Source organism: Bradyrhizobium sp. USDA 4510, from assembly GCF_054059095.1.
On sequence record NZ_JBSSBT010000001.1, the window covers coordinates 4,602,200 to 4,624,010 of the forward strand.

The following is a 21,811-nucleotide window of genomic DNA, read 5'->3' on the forward strand; positions in this document are numbered from 1 at the left end:
GTCATCTGCCTGTCATGAATTGTGCCGACACGTCAGCGCCGGACCAGTTCGGGGACACGCATGGACTATTTCAAACGCTTCAACTTCCTGTTCGCTGCGCCGGTGTTCGAGGCCGACGACCTCGAGGGCATCCGCTTCAACCAGATCATCGCCGAGATCGAGCGCTCCGGCTTCGAGGTGGTTCGCGCCCGCAAGCTGGAGGATGCCGAGATCGCGGTGCAGACCGACGCCGCGATCGGCTGCATGGTGGTCGATTGGGGCAAGAAGGGACTTGAGGGCAAGACCGCGGCGCTGATCAACCTGATGCGCCGGCGCGGCCTCGACTTCCCGATCATCCTGTTGATCCGGCGCAAGCGGTTCGAGGACCTGCCGGTCGAGGTGCTCGATTTCATCGACGGCTACGTGTTCCTGTCCGAGGAAACCCCGCCCTTCATCGCCAAGAACCTGATCTCCAGGCTGAAGCAATATGCCGAGAATTTGAAGACGCCGTTCTTCGGCGCCCTGGTCGACTATGCCGAGGAAGGCAACCAGCTCTGGACCTGCCCGGGCCACAATGGCGGCGTGTTCTACAGCCGCAGCCCAATCGGACGGGTGTTCGTCGAACACCTTGGCGAAGCGGTGTTCCGCGACGACCTCGACAATTCCGTGCTCGACCTCGGCGACCTCCTCACCCACGAAGGGCCGGCGCTGCGGGCGCAGAAGGAGGCGGCCCGGATCTTCGGCGCTGAAAAGACGTATTTCGTGCTCAACGGCACCTCGACCTCCAACAAGGTCGCGCTCGGCTCGCTGGTCACCGACGGCGACCTCGTGCTGTTCGACCGCAACAACCACAAGGCCGCGCATCACGGCGCGCTTTTGATCGGCGGCGGCATCCCGGTCTACGTGCCGACGGTGCGCAACGCCTGGGGCCTGATCGGGCCGATGCGCTGGGACCTGCTCGACGAGGGCACGCTGCGCGACCACATCCGCAAGCACCCGCTGGTCAAGGACGAGAACGCCTGGAAGAAGGAGCGTCCGTTCCGGGTCGCCGTGGTCGAGCAGTGTACCTATGACGGCACCATCCACTCGGCCGAGATGATCCTCAAGCGGATCGGCCATCTCTGCGACTACATCCTGTTCGACGAGGCCTGGGCCGGCTTCATGAAATTCCACCCGATCTATGCCGGCCGCTTCGCCATGGGACTGTCCGATCTCGGCCCCGAGGCGCCCGGCATCATTGCGACCCAATCGACCCACAAGCAGCTCGCGAGCTTCTCGCAGGCCTCGCAGATCCACATCCGCGACCGCCACATCAAGGGCCAGAAGCGCCGGGTCGAGCATCGCCGCTTCAACGAAAGCTTCATGCAGCACGCCTCGACGTCGCCGTTCTACCCGCTGTTCGCCTCGCTCGATGTCGGCGCGCAGATGATGAAGGGCCGCTCCGGCGAAGTCTTGTGGGACGACACGATCCGGCTCGGCATCGAGCTGCGCAAGAAGATCCGCGCCGTGAAGCGCGAGTTCGAGGAGAAGGAGACGCGCCCCGAGCGGCGCTGGTTCTTCGAGCCGTTCGTGCCGGATCGCGTGAAGATCCCCGACGTCGCGCGCGAGAACGGCGTGCACAATGTCGCCTGGGAGACGATCTCGACCGATCAGCTCGCGACCAATCCGTCCTACTGGCAGCTCAGTCCCGGCGAGACCTGGCACGGCTTTCCCGAGCTGACCGCGGGCTTCGCGATGACCGACCCGAACAAGCTCACATTGCTGACGCCGGGCTTCGATCACGCCACCGGCGCCTATGCCGATCACGGCATCCCCGCGCCGGTGGTGGCGCAATATCTGCGCGAGAACCAGATCGTCGCCGAGAAGAACGACCTCAACTCGCTGCTGTTCCTGCTGACGCCCGGCGTCGAGGCCAGCAAGGCCGGCACACTGGTGTCGGGGCTCGTCGCCTTCAAGAAGCTGCACGACGACAACGCGCTGATCGAGGACGTCATCCCCGAATTCTTCCGCCGTCGCCCGCAACGCTACACCGGGGTGCGGCTGCGCGACCTCTGCGGCGACATGCACCGCTTCTTCCGCGACGGCGGCGTCAGCACGCTGCAGGCCAGGCAATTCCTGCCCGAGCACCTGCCCGAGATCGCGATGTCGCCGCGCCAGGCCGCACAATATCTCATCCGCAACGATGTCGACTATCTGCCGATCGACCAGATCTTCGGCCGCGTCGCCGCGACGCCGTTCGTGGTCTACCCGCCCGGCATCGCCACCATCGTGCCCGGCGAGCGGCTGTCGGAACGCAGCAAGCCAATGATCGATTACCTGAAGATGTTCGAGGCGAGCTTCAATGCGTTCCCGGGCTTCGAGGTCGAGGTCCAGGGCATCTACAAGGAGATCGACGACTCCGGCCGTGTCCGCTTCTACACCTATGTCGTGTCCGAATAGGCGAACGGACGCAACACAATGGAGAATGATCACAAGATCACCGTCCGTCCTTCCCGCGACAGCGACGTCGACGCCATGCTGTCGATCTACCGCCAACATATCCGCCGCGGCGTCGAGGAAAGCGTCGACGACAGCGGCACGCCGGAGCCCGACGATCTGCGCGACCGCCGCAAGAATCTGCGCAACACCCGCCTGCCCCACCTCGTCGCAATCTGTGACGGCGAGGTGGTTGGCTATGCCTATGTCGTGCTGTTCCGCAAGCGTCCGGCCTACCGCTACACGGTGAAGCATTCGATCTATGTGCATCACCGCTTCACCGGCCAGCGCGTCGGCGGCCGGCTGCTGCAGGAGCTGATCGACACCTGCGCCGCCGCCGGCTTCCGCCAGATGATCGGCTACATCGACAGCGACAACGCCGCCTCGCTCGCGCTGCACGACCGCTTCGGCTTCGCCCGCGTCGGGCATTTGCCCGGTGTCGCCTATCGGTATGGCACACCGTGATGGTGCAGCGCTCCCTCGCCGCCGGCGCCACCGCCCCACCGCCCCCCGCGCCGCTGTCGCGACGGTGATGGGCACGACACTTTCCATTCGTCGTCCCGGCGAAGGCCGGGACCCATAACCACAGGATTGGATTGGCAAGGAAGGCTGTGGCCCCAGCGTCGCGCAATAATCACCTTCGGTGGTTATGGGTCCCGGCCCCCCGTGCGCTATTGCGCACTAGGCCGGGACGACAGCGAATGTGTTGCGCGGCCGGTGAGTCATGCACCGGCATTCTCGCGGCCTCTGCAGCGCGAGTTTTGCATTTCGTTTCGCCGCTCTGATGACAGAGGGCGCAGGGAAAGCCGGATGCCGATCGCACCCATGGGTCCCGAGTAATCCTGCAGGCTGCAAGGCGCAAGCGACCTGAACGCCCTACTCCAGCGTAAAGCCGACCCGCAGCGCCACCTGATAGTGCCGGATCTTGCCGTCCTCGATATGGCCCCGCGTCTGCACCACCTCGAACCACTTCATTTCCCGGATCGTCTTTGACGCGCGGCTCACGGCGTTCTCGATCGCCGCCTCGATGCTCTTGTCCGATGATCCGACCAGTTCCAGGATTTTGTAGACGTGATCCTTGTCGTGCGTGGCGGGCATGTCGACCTCCTCTGTGGATGCGCGATCCGGACCGCTTGCGCTGCGGTTCGGACAGTCCATCGTCCGATGCGGGCCGGCCATCGTCAAAACCGACGAATGCTGCGCGGCAACACGCCGGACGAATTGAATAAACGTGTCGCGGCGCCTTTGGTGCCAGCATGCATTTCGTGCCAGCTGCGCACCCGCCCTTGTCCGGGCCTTGACCTATGGTAGCATGGTTTCATCAAGTATTCGGGAGCGATACGATGTCCACTGCGTCCAGCTCACCCGCCACACCTCCTCACAGCCTCGGATCCGGGCTTTCCAACCTCCGCGCCAAGTGGGGCTGGATCGTCGCCCTCGGGGTGATCTACCTGATCGCCGGCGTGCTCGCCTTCGGCAGCGTCTTCTTCGCCACCGTCGTCAGCGTGCTGTTCGTCGGCGCCATGATGATCGTCGCCGGCGTCGCCGAGATCATCAACGCGTTCCAGTTCAAGACCTGGGGCAAATTCCTGTTCTGGCTGCTGCTCGGCGCGCTCTATGTCGTGGCGGGCTTCATCACCTTCGAGAACCCGCTGCTCGCCGCGGCGACGCTGACGCTGTTCCTCGGCATCGCGCTGGTGGTGTCGGGCATCGTCCGCATCTTCCTCGCGTTCGGCATGAACTCGGAAGCGCCGTGGGGAATGGTCGCGATCTCCGGCCTGATCACGCTGGTGCTCGGCGCCATGATCCTGGCGCGCTGGCCGGTCTCGAGCCTCTACGTGCTCGGCATCTTCCTCAGCGTCGACCTGATCTGCGCCGGCGTGAGCTGGATCAGCATGGGCATGGCGCTGAAGCGCAGGGCGTGAGGCGCGATCGTCGCCTCAGGCACGATCGACGGGTGGGTTAGCCTCAAACTAACCCGCCGCATGTTTCGCGTGCGGAGAGATGGCGGGTTGCGCTGGCGCTAACCCGCCTACGCTCAATCCGCCTGCAAGCCCTCAGGGCTGCGCGAGATGCCAGGCGCCGTTCAGGAAACCGTCGCCGGTGATGTCGCCGGCCTTCTGGTCCTTGGCGAAGGTATAGAGCGGCTTGCCCTTGTAGGCCCACTGCTTGGAGCCATCGTCACGCGAGATGATGGTGTAGCCGCCTTCAGCCTTGTCGCTGGCGTCAGCCTTCAAGACCGGCCAATTCGTCGCGCACGGGCCGTTGCAGGCCGACTTGCCTTCGGAATCCTTGTCGAAGGTGTAGAGCGTCATGCCCTTGGCGTCGGTGAGGACCGAGCCCTTCGCGGTGGTTCCGGTCTTGGTCGGCGGCGCGGCAAAGGCCGCCGAGGCGAACGCAAGCGACACGGCGGTGGCGAGCGCGAGCGAGATCGATGTCTTCATGATGTCTCCTGTTCGAATGCAAATGGCTTGCATGCGTAAGGACGCCGAAGGGCGCGCACTATTCCGCTGACGGCGCGCGAAGAATTTTCGGGATGGCGATCAATGCGAGGGGAATAAAGCCGCAGGCGCGTGCCGATACCGTCCCGTAGCCCGCATGAGCGGAGCGACATGCGGGAGCCGCCCGGATATCGCGGAGCCTGTCATCGGGCGCGCGTTCGCGCGACCCGTTGGCTCATCCGGGCTACAACACCGAATGTGCTACCGCCTGATCTCCTCCGCCGCGCGCACCAGCGGGCGGTCGGAGAGCTGGATCGGGCCGGAGAACGGCGTACTCATTTCAAGGATCAGATAGATCGCGGCCGAGATCAGCGCCGCGGCGGCGACGGTGGTCGAAATCACCACCGCGTTGCGCGGCGCGCGAAAGCCGAGGGTGGCGAACATCAGCGTCAGCCACCCGACCAGGATGCAGATCAGCGGCGACGGAAACGAGCCGTCGGACTGCTCGACAAAGGTCCAGCGCTGCTGCACCGCCTGCCGATAGACCGAGCGCGCGTCGTTCCACAGCGCCACCTTCTGCTCGTCGTCGAACCGCAGCTCGCGGAGGCTGGTGCCGACCTCGTCGAGCAGGCGCTCCGACACGGCGCTTGCCCTGGAGATCGGAACATCCTTGAGCACCTGCTCGACATAGGCGAGCAGCCGCTTGCGCGGCTCCTCGGCGCTCGGCCCGAGCGGCCGCAGGCTGCGATCGAGCAGGATGAGGTCGGTGGCGAAGACGTGCAGATTGCGATCGACCGCCACATAGGTGTTGGCGGCACTGTTCATCATCAGGCCAAGCAACAGCGACGGCATGGTGACGAACAGCGTCGCGACCAGGCGTACCGAGGTGTTGGTCTCGTCGCTGCGGTGATGATCGGCGAGCCGGGCATGGATCGCCATGGTCGCAAGCGCGGCGCCGCCGAGCAGGATGAAGATCAGGACGGCGACGATGAATGCAACCACGGCTTGCGAAAACCTGCGAGAGAATCAGGTCCGCAGGATAGCAAGGGACGCCCGGCGGTGCATGTCCGGTTGACTAGCCGCCCCCACGCGCTATCCAGTCCGCACAGATTTGGGGGACATCCGGCGAGAGCGCGAGGGGCGCTCCAGAGGAGATACCACGTGCATATCGTCGACGACAGCGAGGTCAACCGCGTCCTGAGCTTTCCGGTCCTGATCGAGGCGATCGAGGCCGCGCACCGACGGCCGAAGATCGCGGTGCACGACGGCTATCTCGGCGACGACAAGGGCCAGCAGCTGGTGACGCGCAGCGCGGTCGATGCCGGCCGCTTCATGATGACCAAGCTCTACACCAGCTTTCCCGGCAACCTCGCCCACGGCAAGCTGCCGGCGGTTCAGGCGGTCTGCGTGCTGTTCGACGGCAATGACGGGCGTCCGCTCGCGGTGATGGACGCCGCCGAGATCACCCATTGGAAGACCGCCGCGGACTCCGCCCTCGGCGCAAAACACCTGGCGCGGCCGGATGCCGAGACGCTGCTGGTGGTCGGCGCCGGCGAGATGGCGCGCTGGCTGGTGCGCGGCCACCGCACCGTGCGGCCGCGGCTGAAGCGGGTGCGGGTCTGGAACCGGACAGTTGAACGCGCCCAGGAGCTCGCCGCGCTGCTGGAAGGCGACGGCATCGCGGCCGAGGCCGTCTCCGATCTCGACGCCGCGACACGCGAGGCCGACATCATCACCACCTGCACCCGCTCGCGCGAGCCGCTGGTCAAGGGCGCCAACCTTAAGCCCGGCACCCATCTCGATCTGGTCGGCGGCTTCACCCCGGAGACCCGCGAGTCCGACGACGAGGCGGCGCGGCGTTCGCGCATCTTCGTCGACCGCCGCGAATCCGCCTTCGATGGCGTCGGCGACATCCTGCAACCGATCGCGAGCGGTGCGATCGCCGAGAGCGACGTGCTCGGCGATCACTACGATCTCGCCGGCGGCAAGGTCGCCGGGCGGCTGTCGGATAGCGACATCACCTTCTTCAAGAACGCCGGCGGCGGGCATCTGGATCTGATGACCTGCGAGACGGTGCTTGCGCAGCTGGGGAAGGAGCTGCGGTAAGCGGAACTGTTCTGTAGCCCGCATGAGCCAACGGGTCGCACGAATGCGCGCCCGATGAAGGGCTCCGCAACATGCGGGATCAGCCTCCCCGGATATCGCTTCGCTCATCCGGGCTACTTCTACGTCTCGCGCAGCCAGACCTCGCCGATCGAGTGATCGGCGCGCTTGCGCAGCACGACGTCGGCCCGCGTCCGCGTCGGCAAGATGTTCTCCCTGAGATTGGCGCGATGATGCTCGCGCCACAGCCGCTCCGCGACCTCGCGCGCGTCACCCGGCGGCAGGTCCCTGTAGTGGTGGAAATAGGAGGCGGGATTCCGGAACGCTGTCGGCTGCAACCTGAGGAAGCGTTCGACATACCAGGACTGGATGTCGGCCTCATCGGCATCGAGATAGATCGAGAAGTCGAAGAAATCCGACACCACCACCGGCGCCGTGCCGCGCGCCAGCAGCACGTTGAGGCCCTCGAAGACCAGGATGTCCGGCTGCTGGATGACCTGGCGTTCCGACGGCACGATATCGCCGATCAGATGCGAATAGACCGGCAGCTCGAGCTCGCGTTCGCCCGCCTTCGCCGCTGCGAGAAATCGCAGCATGCGCGGCAGGTCGTAGCTCTCGGGAAAACCCTTGCGCCGCATCAGCCCGCGCTCTTCGAGAACGCCGTTGGCATGCAGGAAGCCGTCGGTCGTCACCAGCTCGACCCGCGGATGATCGGCCCAGCGGGCCAGCAGCGCGCACAGCACGCGGGCAAAGGTGCTCTTGCCGACGCCGACGCTGCCGGCCAATGCAACGATGTAGGGCGAACGGCGTGCCGGGCGGCCGAGAAACTCCGCCTTGACGTGCGCAAGGTTGCGCGCCGCCGCGAAATGCAGGTTCAACAAGCGCGTCAGCGGCAGATACACGTCGCTGACTTCGGCGGAATTGATCGGCTCGTTCAAGCCGCGCAACGCCGCGAGATCGGCGTCCGAGAGCGTCAGCGACGTGCTGGCGCGCAAGGCCGCCCAATCGCTGCGGCCGAAGATCATGTAGGCTGACAGCTCGTCGGGGTGGGTCATCTCAGCCGTTCACGGTGAGCCTGATGCGTCCGATCGATCTTGCCGAGGCAATGCCGGTTACGTCAATCGCCCTTTGCGGCGGCGATGGCAACGAGTAGCCCGCATGAGCGCAGCGACATGCGGGGCCGGTCTCCCCCCGGATATCCCTTCGCTCATCCGGGCTACGCGGCGACCGTAGTAGAACCGTAGGGCGGGTTTGCGTTGGCGTAACCCGCCCTACGCTCCCTACTCCGCGGCCTGCTGCGTCGGTGCGTCCAGCGCCTCCGACACCTTCGGCGGCGACATCGGCAGGCTGTAGAAGCGTTTGCCGAGCGCGTTGTGGACGGCGTTGGCGACCGCGGCCATCACAGGCACCAGCGGCACCTCGCCGACGCCCTTGACGCCCTGCGGATGCTTCGGGTTCGGCACCTCGACCAGCGCGCAGTCGAGCATCGGCAGGTCGGAGCAGACCGGCATGCGATAATCGAGGAAGCCGGGATTATCGACCTTGCCGTCCTTGTTGTAGATATACTCCTCGTTCAGCGCCCAGCCGATGCCCTGCGCGACGCCGCCCTGCAGCTGGCCCTCGACATAGCTCGGATGCACGGCGCGGCCGACATCCTGCACGGCGGTGTAGCGAACGACGCGGACGATGCCGAGATCGACATCGACCTCGACGTCGCAGATATGGGTGCCGAAGCCGCCCTCGGCGCCCTGGGTGTTGAGCTGCACGCTGGCGCCGATCGGACCGCCCTGCGACGGCGCCTTCTCGGCGAGGTCGGCGAGCGTCAGCGGTTCGAACTGGCCGGCATTCGGGCTCACCGGATGCGCGGCGCCGTTCTCCCACTTCACGGCTTCAGGGTCGATCTCCCAGACCTTCGCCGCGCGCTCGCGCAAGGTCGCGATCACCTTGTCGGCGGCCTGCGTCACCACCATCGAGGAGGCGAACAGCACGCGGCTGCCGCCGGTGAGGTTGGAGAATCCGACCGTCTGGGTGTCGCCGATGATGACGGAGACGCGCTTGTAGTCGATGCCGAGCAACTCGGCGCAGATATTGGCGATGCCGGCGCGCGAGCCGCCGATATCGGGGTGCCCTGTCGTGACGACGACGTTGCCGTCCTCGGTGATGTTGACCTGCGCGGAGGATTCACCGCCGGCATTGAACCAGAAGCCGGAGGCGACGCCCCTGCCCTGCAGCTTGCCGAGCGGCGCGGCATAATGCGGATTGTTCCTGGCGGCTTCCAGCGTCTCGATATAGCCGATGCGTGGGAACACCGGGCCGTGCGCCGCCTTGGTGCCTTCCTTCGCCGCGTTCTTCAGCCGCAGCGCCAAGGGGTCCATCTTGAGCGCCTCGGCAAGCTCGTCGAGCACGCACTCCACCGCATAAGCGCCGATCGGCGCGCCGGGCGCGCGATAGGCCGCGACCTTGGAGCGGTTGGAGCAGACGTCGAACCCCTCCGACAGCACATGCGGGATGTCATAGGGCGCGAAGCTGCACCCGACCGCACCGCGGATCGGCGAGCCCGGGAAGGCGCCGGCCTGCAGATAGAAGCTGCCATGGGCGGCGACGATGGTGCCGTCCTTCTTCGCGCCGATCTTCACCGTGCTCTTCGAGCCCGAGGTCGGCCCGGTGGCGCGCATCACCTCCTCGCGGGTCATCACCATCTTCACCGGGCGGCCGGATTTTTTGGCGAGCAGGGTGGCGAGCGGCTCGAGATAGACGATGGTCTTGCCGCCAAAACCGCCGCCGATCTCGGCGGGGATGGCGCGGATGTCGCTCTGCGGGATGCCGGTCAGCATCGAGGTCATCGCGCGCACCATGAATTGGCCCTGGCTCGACGACCAGATCGTGGTCTTGCCGTCGGCCGCAACCGAGATCAGGCAGGCATGCGGCTCGATATAGCCCTGATGCACCGGGCGTGTGGTGAAGGAACGCTCGATGATGACTTCAGCATCCTTGAAGCCCTGCGCGATGTCGCCCTTCTTGGATTCGAGGCGGCCCATGATGTTCGAGGGCTTGCCGTCGAATTTGTTGAACTCGTGCAGGATCGGCGCATCAGCCTTCAGCGCGTCGTCGATCTCGATCGCCCAGGGCAGCACCTCGTAGTCGACCTCGATCAGCTTGCAGGCCTCGGTCGCGATCGCCTCCGTGGTCGCGGCGACGGCGGCGACGGGATGGCCGGGGAACAGCGCCTTGTCGCGCGCCATCACGTTGCGGCACATCCAGCGCATGTCCTGGATGCCGAGCATGACGGCGCCCTTCTCGATCGTGAAGTCGACGATGTCGCGCGCGGTGACCACCGCCTTGACGCCGGGCAGCGCCTCGGCCTTGGCGGTGTTGATCGACCTGATGCGGGCGTGCGGATGCGGGCTGCGCAGCACCTTGCCCCAGATCATGCCGGGCATGGTGGTGTCGGCGGCAAACGCCGCGCGGCCGGTCACCTTGTCGACGCCATCGGGCCGGATGGTGCGCTGGCCGATCCATTTGTTGTTGACGACGTTCATGGGCGAGCCTCCCGCATTTCAGCCGCGGTCTCCATCACCGCGCGGACGATCTTGTCGTAACCGGTGCACCGGCAGAGATTGCCGGCGAGCCAGAAGCGGACTTCCTCTTCGGTCGGGTTTGAATTCCTGGCGAGCAGCGCCTCGGAGGCGACCAGCATGCCCGAGGTGCAGATGCCGCACTGAAGCGCGGCGTGCTCGAGGAACTTCTGCTGCAACGGATGCAGCTTCTCGCCTCTGGCCATGCCCTCGATGGTCCCGATCTCGTGGCCCTCGGCCTCGGCCGCGAGCATCAGGCAGGAGCAGACCAGGCGGCCGTCGAGCGTGATCGAGCAGGCGCCGCAATCGCCGGACGCGCAGCCCTCCTTCGAGCCGGTGAGCCCCAGTTGCCCGCGCAGCGCGTCGAGCATGGTCTCGTAGGGCTCGCACAGGAATTCGACCGGCTCGCCGTTGACTGAGGTGGTGACGTGCAGTTTCGCCATGGTGCTAGAGTCCTCCCGCGCGCTGTGCGGCGATCGCGGCGGTGCGCTTGAGCAGCACGCCGGCGGTTTTGATCCGGTAGGCGATGGTGCCGCGCTTGTCGTCGATCGGACGGCAGGCGGCGCGGCATGCGGCAGCGGCGGCTTCGAGCGCGGCATCGTCGAGCTTCGAGCCGGTCAGCGCCTTCGCCGCAGGCTCAACCAGCAGCGCGGTCGGCGCCACCGCGCCGAGGCCGACGCGGGCCGCGGTACAGACGCCATCCTTCAAGGTCAGGCTGACGCCGATGCCGACCACCGCGATGTCCATCTCGGTGCGCGGGATCATCCGCAGGTACGCGTCACCCGAGCCTTTCGGCCGCGGCGGCAAGGTGAAGCTGACCAGGATCTCGCCCGGCTTGAGGTTGGTACGGCCAGGTCCGGCCGGCACATCCTCAACCTTCATGTCCCGCCGGCCGTTCGGACCCTGCACGGTGACGACGGCACCCGCCGCAATCATCGCCGGCACGCTGTCGCCGGCCGGTGAGCCGTTGCAGAGATTGCCGCCGGCGGAAGCGCGGCCTTGCACCTGCTTGGAGCCGATCAGGTTCACGGCCTCGAGCACGCCGGGCCACACCTTGCCAAAGCGCGCATGCTCGGCGAGCTCCATGCCGGAGACGGCGGCACCCACACGGAAACCGCCATCGGCGGTTTCGCTGATTTCGGTCATCTCGCCGATCTTCTTGATGTCGACGATCAGTCCCGGCCGCACCAGGCCGGAGCGCATTTGCACCAATAAGTCGGTGCCCCCTGCCATAATGCGGGCGGCACTCCCGGCGGCAGCAAATGCGCCAATCGCTTCGTCAAGCGTGCGCGGTGCTACGTATCGGATATCGGTCATGACGGTTCTTTCGGTCTCCCTCGACTGCTTGTTCCCTTAGGATTTGCGGGATGTGGCCTTATTGATTGCTGGCCGGCAGATCGCGAGCCTACACGGCGGATCGGGGTCCGAACAGCCTGCGAGGTGCGGCAGGAAGCGCAGGCTCCTATGCAGGATGCGGACTTGTGCGGTGCCGGCGGCGGCGCGCGGCATTTGCTTTGGGGCGCGCTCGCGACCCGCCGCGACGAGGCCGCCAACCAGATCGGTCAGGCCTGACCGCGTTTGCCGGAGCCGATCCCAAGCATCGAGAACATCCCGATGACGAGCAGCGCCGCCGGAATGCACCACCACAACACGTAGCCGAACATGTATTCGAAGATCGTGCGCCGGTAAGGGGGAAGCGGATTGGGCAGCGCGCCGGCACGCTGCATCTGCTCGATCTTCTCCTGCGAGAGCTCGTGGTAAACGTTGAGCGGGCGGCCGTTGAGGTCTTTGCCGGAGCCCTTGACCATCAGGGCATAGTAGCCCGTCATCTTGTAGGGCAGGATGAAGGAGTGCGTGAGGCTCACATAGCCTAGCGCGAGGGCTTCGCCCTTGGGCCCCTTCTCGGTCAGGTCCTGCAGCTGCTGGTAGCTGTATCGCGTGCCGAACTCCGCGGCGCGTACGTCCTGACCGGACACCGCCACGCCGATGAACACGAGAAGAACGAGCAGACCGCGGCGCATGGCGTCTTGCCTCTCAACGTCTTGCCTCTCAAAGGGACGCGGCGGTTCGACCGCCGAACACTCATCAAACAAGCTACCGGAAAGGTGTCCAACCCCGGCTAACCCAGGCGATACAAGTGTCAGCAGCCGGTTAAGTCCTCCTCAACCTCGTCGGGACGTGCTGAGCGCGGCGAAGCCCGGAACCAGCGCCTGCTCGGCGACGTGCTCAAGCAGTGAGCGCACACGGCTTTGCAACCTCGCAACCGGACCGAACGCGATGGCGCGGCTCTTGCTTGCTTTCAACAACGGATTGGTGAAGCATGCCGGCGCAAGGGCAGATCGGGAGACGGCGAATGGTCGAAGTTTCGCGCAGAACGCTCCTCAAGCTTGCGGCCGGCGTACCGCCAGCCGTCCTGTCATCGCGCGCCCTTGCCGCGAGCAAGGGCAAGACCATCACCGCCGTGATGCATTCGGACCTGCGCATCATCGATCCCGGTTTCACCACCGCCTACATCACCCGCGACCATGGCTACATGGTCTACGACACGCTGCTCGGCATCGATTCGAGCTTCAAGGTCCGCCCGCAAATGGCGGACTGGACGATCTCGGACGACAAGCTCACCTACACCTTCACGCTGCGCGACGGCCTGAAATGGCATGACGGCGCGCCCGTCACCGCGGAGGACTGCATCGCCTCGCTGAAGCGCTGGACCGCCGTCGACGGCATGGCGCAGAAGCTGGCCGAATTCACCGCTTCCCTCGAGGCGAGCGGGCCGAAGACGATCGTGCTCAAGCTCAAGGAGCCGTACGGCCTCGTGCTGGAGTCGCTGGCAAAGCCCTCCTCCTACGTCGCCTTCATGATGCCGAAGCGGCTCGCGGAGACGCCGCCGGGCAAGCAGATCGCCGAGCAGATCGGTTGCGGGCCGTTCAAGTTCGTGAGCGCGGAATTCCAGCCGGGCGTGAAAGCGGTCTATGAGCGCAACGCCGACTACGTGCCGCGCAAGGACAAGCCGGATTGGCTGTCGGGCGGCAAGGTCGCGAAGGTCGATCGCGTCGAATGGGTCACGATGCCCGACGCGCAGACCGCGATCAACGCGCTGCAATCCGGCGAGATCGACTTCCTGGAACAGCCGTCGGTCGACCTGCTGCCGGTGCTCGAGGCGAACTCCGACCTCACCGTGGCCGTGCTGAACAAGTTCGGCTTCCAGATCGAGGGCCGGATGAATTTCCTGCACCCGCCATTCGACAACGCCAAGGTCCGCCGCGCCGCATTCCTGGCGATGAACCAGAAGGACGTGCTCGACGCCACCGTCGGCAACGCGAAATATTACGAGATCTGCGGCTCCTATTTCGCCTGCGACACGCCGCTCGCCAGCGACGCCGGCGCCGAGACGCTGATCAAGGGCAACGGCATGGCCGAGGCGAAGAAGGCGCTCGCCGCCTCGGGCTATGACGGCACGCCCGTCGTGATCATGATCCCCGGCGACGTGCAGACGCTGAAGGGGCCGCCGACGGTCGCGGCGCAGCTGTTGCGCGCGGCCGGCTTCAACGTCGACGCGCAGGTGACGGACTGGCAGACCGTAGTGAGCCGCCGCGCCAGCCAGAAGCCGCCCAAGGAAGGCGGCTGGAACCTGTTCTTCACCTTCACTGGCGCGACCGAGGTGATGAACCCGATCGTCAACAACCAGATCGCCGCCAACGGCAAGCGGGCGTGGTTCGGCTGGCCCGAAGACGCCAAGCTCGAGCAGATGCGCGACGCCTATGCGCGCGCCACCTCCCCTGAAGAGCAGAAGAAGGTCGCGGTCGAGATTCAAAAGCAAGCCTACGAGCAGGTGATCTATATCCCGCTCGGCCAGTTCCGCTTGCCGAGCGCCTGGCGCAAATCGCTCGCCGGCGTGCTGGAAGGCCCGGCGCCGCCGGTGTTCTGGAACGTCGACAAGACCGAATAAGCAATCGGCTTGTCCGCAGACCCCCTTCGCCCCCAAGCGACCGCCGCAGCTGCGCGCGGCCAAAATATCGAAAACAACCCCATGCAAAGGAGCTGGCGGCTGCCGGCGTTCGACAAGGCAACTTGACACGTCGGGCAACTCAGGGATACATTTCCAATATTCCGAAATCGCGCAAACGCCTCTTGCATGTGCGTCGTCGTCTTATCCTCGTTCAGCGCGCGCTCCCACACGCGAAAGGATAGCTCGTCCTATTCCAGTCCGTTTTCTCGAAGCAGCCTTGCAGTAGACATGCAGAAGAATAGCCACAAGGCGATCGAGATGAGACTACGATGCACCGACTTTGCTCCCGACTGGTATCAAAGTGACAGCCGTTATGCAGCAACTGTCGACAACGAACTCCGTTGTCGACTACAGGAGCTCGAAAGCAACTAGGAATTGAGTTTCCGTTCGCTTGGTGGGTAGTTCGATTGTCCAGCCAACCAACGCAGACGTGCCGAAGGCCAGCTCAGATGTCGGCTTCTGTCATCGTTCCTGACCTCCGGGCCATCGCGGAGATGTCCGGATACGAGAGTACAACTGATACCGGCCCCGGAGGCCCAGATGTCGCACTTTGACCCAAAGCCGACGCAGGGCAGTAAAGCACCGAAGTCGGCCCGAAGCGCTCATCACCCTTCCGGCACGCCAGCGAGGCGCCAGCCTTCACACAAGCGCTGCAGCCCGGCAAGGTAAATTGGATTGTCGCTTTGTTGAGCTGCGAGCAAGCGACGAATGGTGAAACCTGAGTTGAGCGCAAGTCCCGTTCTCGCAGCAGTTCGCGCCTCATCGAGCGCGCCGGTCAAGGCCAAGGCAGCGGCGAGCGATATATGAGCGAGATGAAAGTTACGGTTCGCCTCGGTGCTTCGTCGCAGCCAACTGACGGCTTCGACGTCTGAACCAAGCAGTAGCTTGGCCACGCCCGCAAAACACGCCCACTGGTAAGCGAAAACGTCGCGAGGAGAGAGCCGTAAAGCTTCGAGTATATGACCTTCGGTCTCGGTAGCGCGACCTATGTAGGATTTGGCGAAACCAAGGGCAGCATGAGCGTGGACCAAATTCGGAGCCAGCGCCAACGCATGTTCGAACTCACGGATGCCTTGGGCGGCCCGGTTCGTAAAGGTCTGGACCCAACCCCGAGCCATGTGGGCTGAGGCACTGTTCGGCCTAATCGACAATACCTTGTTCATCATCGCCTCGGCCGCCGCAAGCCGCGCGGGCCCATCATCCGTCGTAAAGCTACCTCCAACTACCGTATCAACATTTGCCAGACCAATCATTGCTTCGACGTTGCCGGGATCGAACTCCAGCGAGCGTTCGAAGAAGCCCCGCGCTTGCGTCACGCATTCAAGGCTAATCCCCTTCATGAACCAGGCCCGGCCCTGGAAGTACAAGTCCATCGCATCGGGATGCAGCGTACGCTCGGCTCGTCGCGCCTCAGCCTCGATGAGCTGGGCACCTAATGCACCGGCGAGCCTCGACACGATTTCGTCCTGCATATCGAACAGGTCGACGACAGGCTTCTCGAAGCGATCGGCCCAAAGATGCTGGCCGCTCCTGGCATCGATCAGCTGAACATTCATCCGAAGTCGCTTGCCGCTGCGTTGCACTGAGCCTTCGAGCACGTAGCGAACATTCAATTCGCGGCCGACTTGGCGGACATCGACAGCTCTGCCCTTGTATGAGACGGCGCTGTTCTGTGCCATTACGAATGAACCACCGATGCGCGACAGGTCCGTGGTCAGACTCTCGGTTATACCGTCCGCGAAATAGTCCTGCTCACGATCACCGCTCAGGTTCGCGAAGGGTAGCACGACGATGGATAGGCGCGGCGGCGCTTCGCCGGTTCGCTCAATTGGGCCAATCGTCTCATTTGCGGGCCTCCGGTCTTCCTTCACTGCGCCAACGAAGCGGAAACCTTTGCGCGGCAATGTTTTGATCAAGTGCTGTTTCTCGCCCGTGTCGCCGATTGCGCTTCGGGCGGCGTTCAGGCGAGTCGTTAGCGCGGCATCCGAGACGACGCGACCCTTCCAAACGGCGCCGACGAGGTCGTCTTTGCTGACGACGCGCTCCCTGTTCCGGATCAGGTATTCAATCAGGTCGAATACTTGGGGTGCGACAACGACCTCTTCCGTTGCGCGCTGCAGTTCGCGCCTGTCGGTATCCAATGCGTAATCCTCAAAAAGAAAACGCAAGCTGCATTCCCTCGCGCGGCCACCTCTGAAACCCCAAGAATAAGCTGCCCGTAAGGGAAATGTAAGCCAACTGTTAAGCGCGCCAGGGGATGTGCCCGCAATCTCGCTTGGCAGAAATAGACCAACCTGGACATTCCAATGAGCACCATCCACGGAACCAGTGAGTTTGGACCAGCAACGGCAAGGCGGCAGTTTTACAGTCCCCTCGAGGCATATTGGAATGCATTTCGTGAGTGGCGCAAACGCGAGAGGCTGCGTGCTGCGCTGGACGATCTGAGCGACAGAGAGTTGATGGATATCGGGATTGCACGGGGCGAACTCGACTACGTCGCCCGATCGGCGCTCTCAGCCGATCCGCGTTTCACATTATAGCTGCCCTAGTTTGGCCGGACGGGGCGATGCTGCCTTAGATCTGCCGGGGAAAGTCGATGAAGTCGGCTTTTGGCCCCTAAGCTGACGGTCTGCATGACCACCGGCTCTTCGAGAGTAACCGGAAGTCCCTTGGCTCGGCCGCCGTGGACGGCTTTTGACCCACAGCCGATATGGGACCTAGCCCGACGCCAACCCAATATGCTTTGATGCCGAAATCACCAATCTGGGAGCAAGTCCTTGACGGGCGAACGGATGGAACGACGGCTGGCGGCCGTGCTGGCGGCGGATGTTGCTGGGTACAGCCGCCTGATGGGAATTGACGAGGAAGGGACGCTCGCCGGCTTAAAGACCGTCAGAAAAGTGATCGTTGATCCGTCTATAGCTTCTCACCGAGGCCGTATCGTCAAGACGACCGGCGACGGTATGTTGGTTGAGTTTGGCAGCTCAGTCGATGCGATCCGCAGTGCAGTTGAAATCCAACGTAGCATGGCTGAGCATAATCCTAATGGGCCACAGGATCGGCGTATCGAATTTCGTATAGGCATCCACGTTGGTGACATCATATTTGATGACAACGACATTTTCGGGGACGGTGTAAACATCGCCGCGCGATTGGAAGGTATTTGTGACCCTGGTGGAATTTGCGTATCAGCTGTCGTCTATGATCAGGTGGATCGCAAGATCGATGTCTCTTTTGCGTCGCGGGGTCTGCAAAAACTGAAAAATATTGAGCGACCGGTGGACATCTATTTTGCCGTACTTAACGAGGCGGTCGACGCTAGTCGGAGCGTCCCCTCGGCCCAGCAGGTACAATATTGTAGATCAATTGACGGTGTGCGACTGGCTTACTCGCGAGTTGGGACCGGGCCGCCTTTGGTAAAAACCGCAAACTGGCTTAGCCATCTGGAGCTCGATTGGGAATTGCCAATTTACCGCCACATGCTGGTAGAGCTTGCGAGGCGAAACACTCTTGTTCGTTACGACGCACGAGGAAGCGGCTTGTCCGATTGGGACGTAAGTGAAATGTCGCTTGATGCTTGGGTGATTGATCTAAAAGCTGTTGTTGATGCGTCCGGGTTGGAACGTTTTCCACTCTTCGGCTATTCACAAGGCTGCGCGGTCAGTGTGGCTTTCGCAAACCGCTACCCAAACCGTGTATCAAAGTTGATCCTCTATGGAGGTTTCGCTACCGGACGCTGCAAGCGGCCATCCGTGACCGAAGCAGACCTCGATCGCTACAATGCCACTAGAACGTTAATACGAGTGGGTTGGAATTCAGATGAGCCAACTTTCAGACAATTGCTGACATCACAGCTCGCTCCGACAGCGACCGTTGAACAGGCAGCCGCCTTCAACATCATGCAGCGAAAATCTACCTCGCCAGAGAACGCTGTTCGCTACTACGAGACAGTGAGCAATTTCGACATTACTGAGCTATTGCCCGAAGTTTCTGTACCCACGCTCGTCTTACATGCCCGAGAAGAAATTATGCAGCCCATAGAAGAAGGCCGCCGCCTAGCCGCAGCTATTCCTGGTTCGAGGTTTGTATCTCTCCCTGGCAAAAATCACGTACTGTTGGAAAACGATCCCGGAATGGCCCAATTTCTCGAGGAGGTAAGGCAATTTTTAGAAATGGGGTGAATGCGAGCACTTCCGGTTTTGGCGCATAGCTGACGGTCTGCATGACGATCGCGAACGTCGGCTCTTCGAGGTGAACCGGAAGTCACCCGGCTCGGTCGCTATGGGCGGCTTTTGACCCAAAATGGGAATCAAAGCTCGAGCGCAGGTGAATCACCGAACGCAGCAGCACGCGCCGTGCCGGGTTGCTCGCGGCCGCGCGTTGCGGTCGGGCAACACTTTCTGGAAAAGCGTAGCGCCTACGGCTTCCGCCCATTGCGCATTTCCATTTTGATCCGAATGATCGATGCCGTCGCGTGCTGGGCGGTGCAACAGGGCTCGGATCGAGCCTTTGGAGGCTACGGGGTGATGAACCCGCGGCGAATTGCGACTCCGGAGTTGTGCGGGACGGTCGTTCTCGCAGGTTGGCTCCTTGCCTGGCTTGCCGGCTCTGCCGGCATCGGGAACAGCGGCGCAGTGTCCATCGAGGACCTCGCACCATCTCTCGCCGCCAACGCCGAACTGGCTGATACGCGACAGGCCACGGCAGTCGACAACGTCAGCAAAGTGAATGCTGAAGCAGCGATGGCTGCAGAACCCCTAACGGGGCCGGCGTCCGACACGATGGCCCCGCCGCAGGCAGGCGTCATGGGTAACGCTGTCGCCAACGCCGATGCGGCGATGGCGGTTGAATCGGTGCCGGCGACGCCCCCTGATGCGACAGCAACCTCGAGCGAGCCGAAGTCAATCGTCGTGGCTGCCTTGCCGGATTCGTCGCAGACGCTGCCGGTCGAAACATCGCCGGTGCAAGCGGCGACGGCGAGCCCGCCTCCAGTGTCTGGTGACACCGAGGAGGCCGCGAGACCCCTGGATATTTTCGAGGAGTGCCTCGTCGTCGATGTCTGCATCGACCGGTACCTGTGGGCGCTCTACCAGCGGACGCCGAAGCAAGACACCATCAGCGTACAAGAGCAGCGGAAAGTGACCGTCAAGAAGAAGCGCAAGACGGTGACTGTCACCAGGACGTTCACCAGGCGCGTCGATAACGATTTCACGTGGAAGGATCCGAAGGCGGCGGAGCGAATGGGCATGCCGATGATCGACTACGTGATTGGAGGGGTGGATCGGAGCTTCAAACTCAAGCTGTTTCACGCGCTCTACGCGGCGGAGCAGGCCGGGTTGGCGCCTGGCATCACCAGCGCGTTCCGCGATGACTACCGTCAATCGATCGCGAGCGGCCTGAAGGCGGCGTCCGACAAGTCATACCATGGCGGGAGCTTCCGCGGCGGCTATGGCCACGGGCTTGCCGTCGATGTCGTGAGCGTCAGAGGCGCGACGCGGGCGGAGCGTTGGGTCTCCACCGAGGCCCTTTGGAAATGGATCGATGCGCGTGGACCGGATTTTGGAATCGGGCGACCGTATCTCGATCGAGATCCACCACATGTCGCGCCGATCGACGGCAAGGAATACGCCGCTCACCGCGGCGGGACGAAAGCTCAGCACGCGGAAGCGGATCGCAAGAAGCGCGACCGGGGCGCTGTGCGGGTCGTGGCAAAACGATCAAAGACCGCAAAGGCGTCGAAGGGGAGAACGATCTGATCGGGTTCAGCTGCGCCTTCCAACACGACGCGGGCAACAATGCCTAGCAATCCCATCATCGTGCAAAAATACGGAGGCGTCTGTCTCGAAACACCAGCAAGAATCCGCGCGGCCGCGAGCAGTGTCGCCGATTTGCATGGCCGTGGTCATCGTGTCGTGGCGATCGTTTCAGCGATGGGCAAGACCACCGATGAACTCGTCAGGATGGCCTATCAGGTCAGCCCGCACCCCAATCGCCGCGAACTCGATATGCTCTTGACCACCGGCGAGCGCATCAGCATGTCCTTGATGAGCATGGCGCTGTCTGATCTCGGCGTGCCGGCGATCAGCTTTACCGGCAGTCAGGCCGGTGTCATGACCGACGGGTCCCATTCCTCCGCACGCATTCTGGACGTGCGGCCCATTCGCGTGCGCGAAGAACTCGATCGTGGACGCATCGTGGTTTTGGCGGGCTTTCAGGGCGTGAACCCGCTGACCAAGGAAATCACGACGCTTGGCCGAGGTGGCAGCGATACCACCGCGGTCGCCATGGCTGCGGCGCTCAAGGCGGAGTGCTGCGAGATCATCAAGGAGGTCGACGGAGTTTGCTCGGCTGACCCGCGCATCGTCGCGGACGCAAAACCCTTGCGTCAGCTGGATTTCGCATCCCTGTCCGAAATGTGCTTCTGGGGCGCCAAGGTCCTGCACTTTCGCAGCGTGGAGCTGGCCCACAGCCAAAACGTGCCTTTGGTCCTGAGAAAGTGGGGCGGCGCGCGACACAGCACGCAAGTGATGAAGGAGGTCGCAGACATGGAGAACGGAAAAGTCCTGGCCGTCAACTCGATGGCTCGCATCGAGCATGTGGAGATCGATTCGGCGGACCTCAATCAAGGCTTTGAGAAGTTCGCGCAGCATCTCCAGCAAAATGGCTTGCCTTGGCCGCAACTCCTCGCCTCGGCTTTCACCGCCGAAAAAACCCGCATCATGATGACTTGCGATTCTGAGACACTCGACGCGTTGCTGCGTACACTGGAACGGAGCAAAGACCTGCGCAAACAGCGCGAGACGCTGAGTTCGGTGAGCCTCACTTGCTTCGGCGGTATTTCCTCGGACCTGCCGTACAAGGCGGTTCAGATTCTGCAACGCCACGGAATCATCGCCGACAAGTATGTTTTGTCATCGCATTCGGTAAGCTTCTTTGTTCCGATGGAGAGCCGTGAGGCCGCGGTCATGGCTCTGCATTCGCTGATCTAGTTGAAATTTGGCAAGGGACGACGTTGCCCGGCCTCGCCATCAATACCAGCCGCGCCGACTATCGCGTGGTGAAGGAGTTCCGGATGATGCGCTTCACCGGTGAGCGGTGGCAGCCTTTCGGGCCGGTCGTCGCCGACTAGAGCCTTCCCCGTTCCGATTGAATCGGAACGGGATTCCATATCCATGGTTCAAACGCGTTTTCTTAACGCGAACCGGTACCGGCTTCGCTCCGGAGCGCTC

General features: G+C 63.3%; 17 protein-coding genes and 1 pseudogene. 9 read left to right on the forward strand and 9 right to left on the reverse strand.

The window, feature by feature from the left end:
• Positions 1 to 60: 60 nt before the first annotated feature.
• Together ACVMDN_RS21305 and ACVMDN_RS21310 are read left to right on the forward strand one after the other, a co-directional pair.
• The gene (locus ACVMDN_RS21305) at positions 61 to 2,418 is read left to right on the forward strand and encodes an Orn/Lys/Arg family decarboxylase (RefSeq protein WP_076831649.1); all 2,358 of its coding nucleotides are present in this window, start codon (positions 61 to 63) and stop codon (positions 2,416 to 2,418) included.
• 18 nt (positions 2,419 to 2,436) lie between these two features.
• Positions 2,437 to 2,987 (forward strand): annotated as a pseudogene (locus tag ACVMDN_RS21310) (N-acetyltransferase family protein).
• A 343-nt stretch (positions 2,988 to 3,330) separates the two neighbouring features.
• Here ACVMDN_RS21310 and ACVMDN_RS21315 read toward each other — a convergent pair.
• The gene (locus ACVMDN_RS21315) at positions 3,331 to 3,552 is read right to left on the reverse strand and encodes a dodecin (RefSeq protein ID WP_026192947.1); all 222 of its coding nucleotides are present in this window, start codon (positions 3,550 to 3,552) and stop codon (positions 3,331 to 3,333) included.
• 245 nt (positions 3,553 to 3,797) lie between these two features.
• On the opposite strand from ACVMDN_RS21315, the gene ACVMDN_RS21320 reads away from it, so the two are divergent.
• A complete protein-coding gene (locus ACVMDN_RS21320; protein WP_057017581.1) occupies positions 3,798 to 4,379 on the forward strand; it encodes an HdeD family acid-resistance protein in 582 nt (193 codons plus the stop codon).
• A gap of 132 nt (positions 4,380 to 4,511) precedes the next feature.
• Here the strand turns inward: ACVMDN_RS21320 and ACVMDN_RS21325 are convergent, their stop codons facing one another.
• On the reverse strand, positions 4,512 to 4,898 hold the full coding sequence (locus tag ACVMDN_RS21325; RefSeq protein ID WP_210262721.1) for a COG4315 family predicted lipoprotein: 387 nt from the start codon (positions 4,896 to 4,898) through the stop codon (positions 4,512 to 4,514).
• Positions 4,899 to 5,156: 258 nt separating this feature from the next.
• Entirely contained in the window at positions 5,157 to 5,897 is a 741-nt protein-coding gene (locus ACVMDN_RS21330; RefSeq protein ID WP_076831658.1) for a bestrophin-like domain, read from the reverse strand.
• A 159-nt stretch (positions 5,898 to 6,056) separates the two neighbouring features.
• Between ACVMDN_RS21330 and ACVMDN_RS21335 the strand changes: the two genes are divergently transcribed.
• Entirely contained in the window at positions 6,057 to 7,001 is a 945-nt protein-coding gene (locus ACVMDN_RS21335; protein WP_076831661.1) for an ornithine cyclodeaminase family protein, read from the forward strand.
• Positions 7,002 to 7,120: 119 nt separating this feature from the next.
• Here the strand turns inward: ACVMDN_RS21335 and coaA are convergent, their stop codons facing one another.
• The 5 genes from coaA to ACVMDN_RS21360 all read right to left on the reverse strand — a co-directional run bounded on the left by coaA (position 7,121) and on the right by ACVMDN_RS21360 (position 12,594).
• Positions 7,121 to 8,053 (reverse strand): type I pantothenate kinase, encoded by a 933-nt coding sequence (gene coaA / locus ACVMDN_RS21340; protein WP_076831663.1) that lies wholly within the window; start codon positions 8,051 to 8,053, stop codon positions 7,121 to 7,123.
• Between the two features lie 225 nt (positions 8,054 to 8,278).
• Positions 8,279 to 10,537: a xanthine dehydrogenase family protein molybdopterin-binding subunit gene (locus ACVMDN_RS21345; protein ID WP_456835015.1), complete on the reverse strand. Its 2,259-nt coding sequence runs from the start codon at positions 10,535 to 10,537 to the stop codon at positions 8,279 to 8,281.
• On the reverse strand, positions 10,534 to 11,016 hold the full coding sequence (locus ACVMDN_RS21350) for a (2Fe-2S)-binding protein (RefSeq protein WP_057017586.1): 483 nt from the start codon (positions 11,014 to 11,016) through the stop codon (positions 10,534 to 10,536). Before ACVMDN_RS21350 ends, ACVMDN_RS21345 begins: the two co-directional genes overlap by 4 nt.
• Positions 11,017 to 11,020: 4 nt before the next feature.
• Entirely contained in the window at positions 11,021 to 11,881 is an 861-nt protein-coding gene (locus tag ACVMDN_RS21355; protein WP_076831740.1) for an FAD binding domain-containing protein, read from the reverse strand.
• A gap of 254 nt (positions 11,882 to 12,135) precedes the next feature.
• Positions 12,136 to 12,594 (reverse strand): hypothetical protein, encoded by a 459-nt coding sequence (locus ACVMDN_RS21360; RefSeq protein ID WP_076831669.1) that lies wholly within the window; start codon positions 12,592 to 12,594, stop codon positions 12,136 to 12,138.
• Positions 12,595 to 12,926: 332 nt separating this feature from the next.
• Between ACVMDN_RS21360 and ACVMDN_RS21365 the strand changes: the two genes are divergently transcribed.
• A complete protein-coding gene (locus ACVMDN_RS21365) occupies positions 12,927 to 14,522 on the forward strand; it encodes an ABC transporter substrate-binding protein (RefSeq protein ID WP_076831671.1) in 1,596 nt (531 codons plus the stop codon).
• 665 nt (positions 14,523 to 15,187) lie between these two features.
• On the opposite strand, the gene ACVMDN_RS21370 is transcribed toward ACVMDN_RS21365, so the two are convergent.
• A complete protein-coding gene (locus ACVMDN_RS21370; protein WP_057017589.1) occupies positions 15,188 to 16,750 on the reverse strand; it encodes a winged helix-turn-helix domain-containing protein in 1,563 nt (520 codons plus the stop codon).
• A 138-nt stretch (positions 16,751 to 16,888) separates the two neighbouring features.
• Here ACVMDN_RS21370 and ACVMDN_RS21375 point away from each other — a divergent pair, with 138 nt between their 5' ends.
• The 4 genes from ACVMDN_RS21375 (at position 16,889) to ACVMDN_RS21390 (ending at position 21,571) form a co-directional block, all read left to right on the forward strand.
• Positions 16,889 to 17,122, forward strand: coding sequence for a DUF1127 domain-containing protein (locus tag ACVMDN_RS21375; RefSeq protein WP_076831674.1), 234 nt, complete (start codon positions 16,889 to 16,891; stop codon positions 17,120 to 17,122).
• A gap of 237 nt (positions 17,123 to 17,359) precedes the next feature.
• Positions 17,360 to 18,763 carry an alpha/beta fold hydrolase gene (locus ACVMDN_RS21380; RefSeq protein ID WP_307720402.1) on the forward strand — a complete coding sequence of 468 codons (1,404 nt, stop codon included), beginning with the start codon at positions 17,360 to 17,362 and terminating at the stop codon, positions 18,761 to 18,763.
• A 276-nt stretch (positions 18,764 to 19,039) separates the two neighbouring features.
• On the forward strand, positions 19,040 to 20,338 hold the full coding sequence (locus ACVMDN_RS21385; RefSeq protein WP_244558926.1) for a peptidase M15: 1,299 nt from the start codon (positions 19,040 to 19,042) through the stop codon (positions 20,336 to 20,338).
• A gap of 39 nt (positions 20,339 to 20,377) precedes the next feature.
• The gene (locus tag ACVMDN_RS21390) at positions 20,378 to 21,571 is read left to right on the forward strand and encodes an aspartate kinase (RefSeq protein ID WP_076831683.1); all 1,194 of its coding nucleotides are present in this window, start codon (positions 20,378 to 20,380) and stop codon (positions 21,569 to 21,571) included.
• Positions 21,572 to 21,811 lie beyond the last annotated feature (240 nt).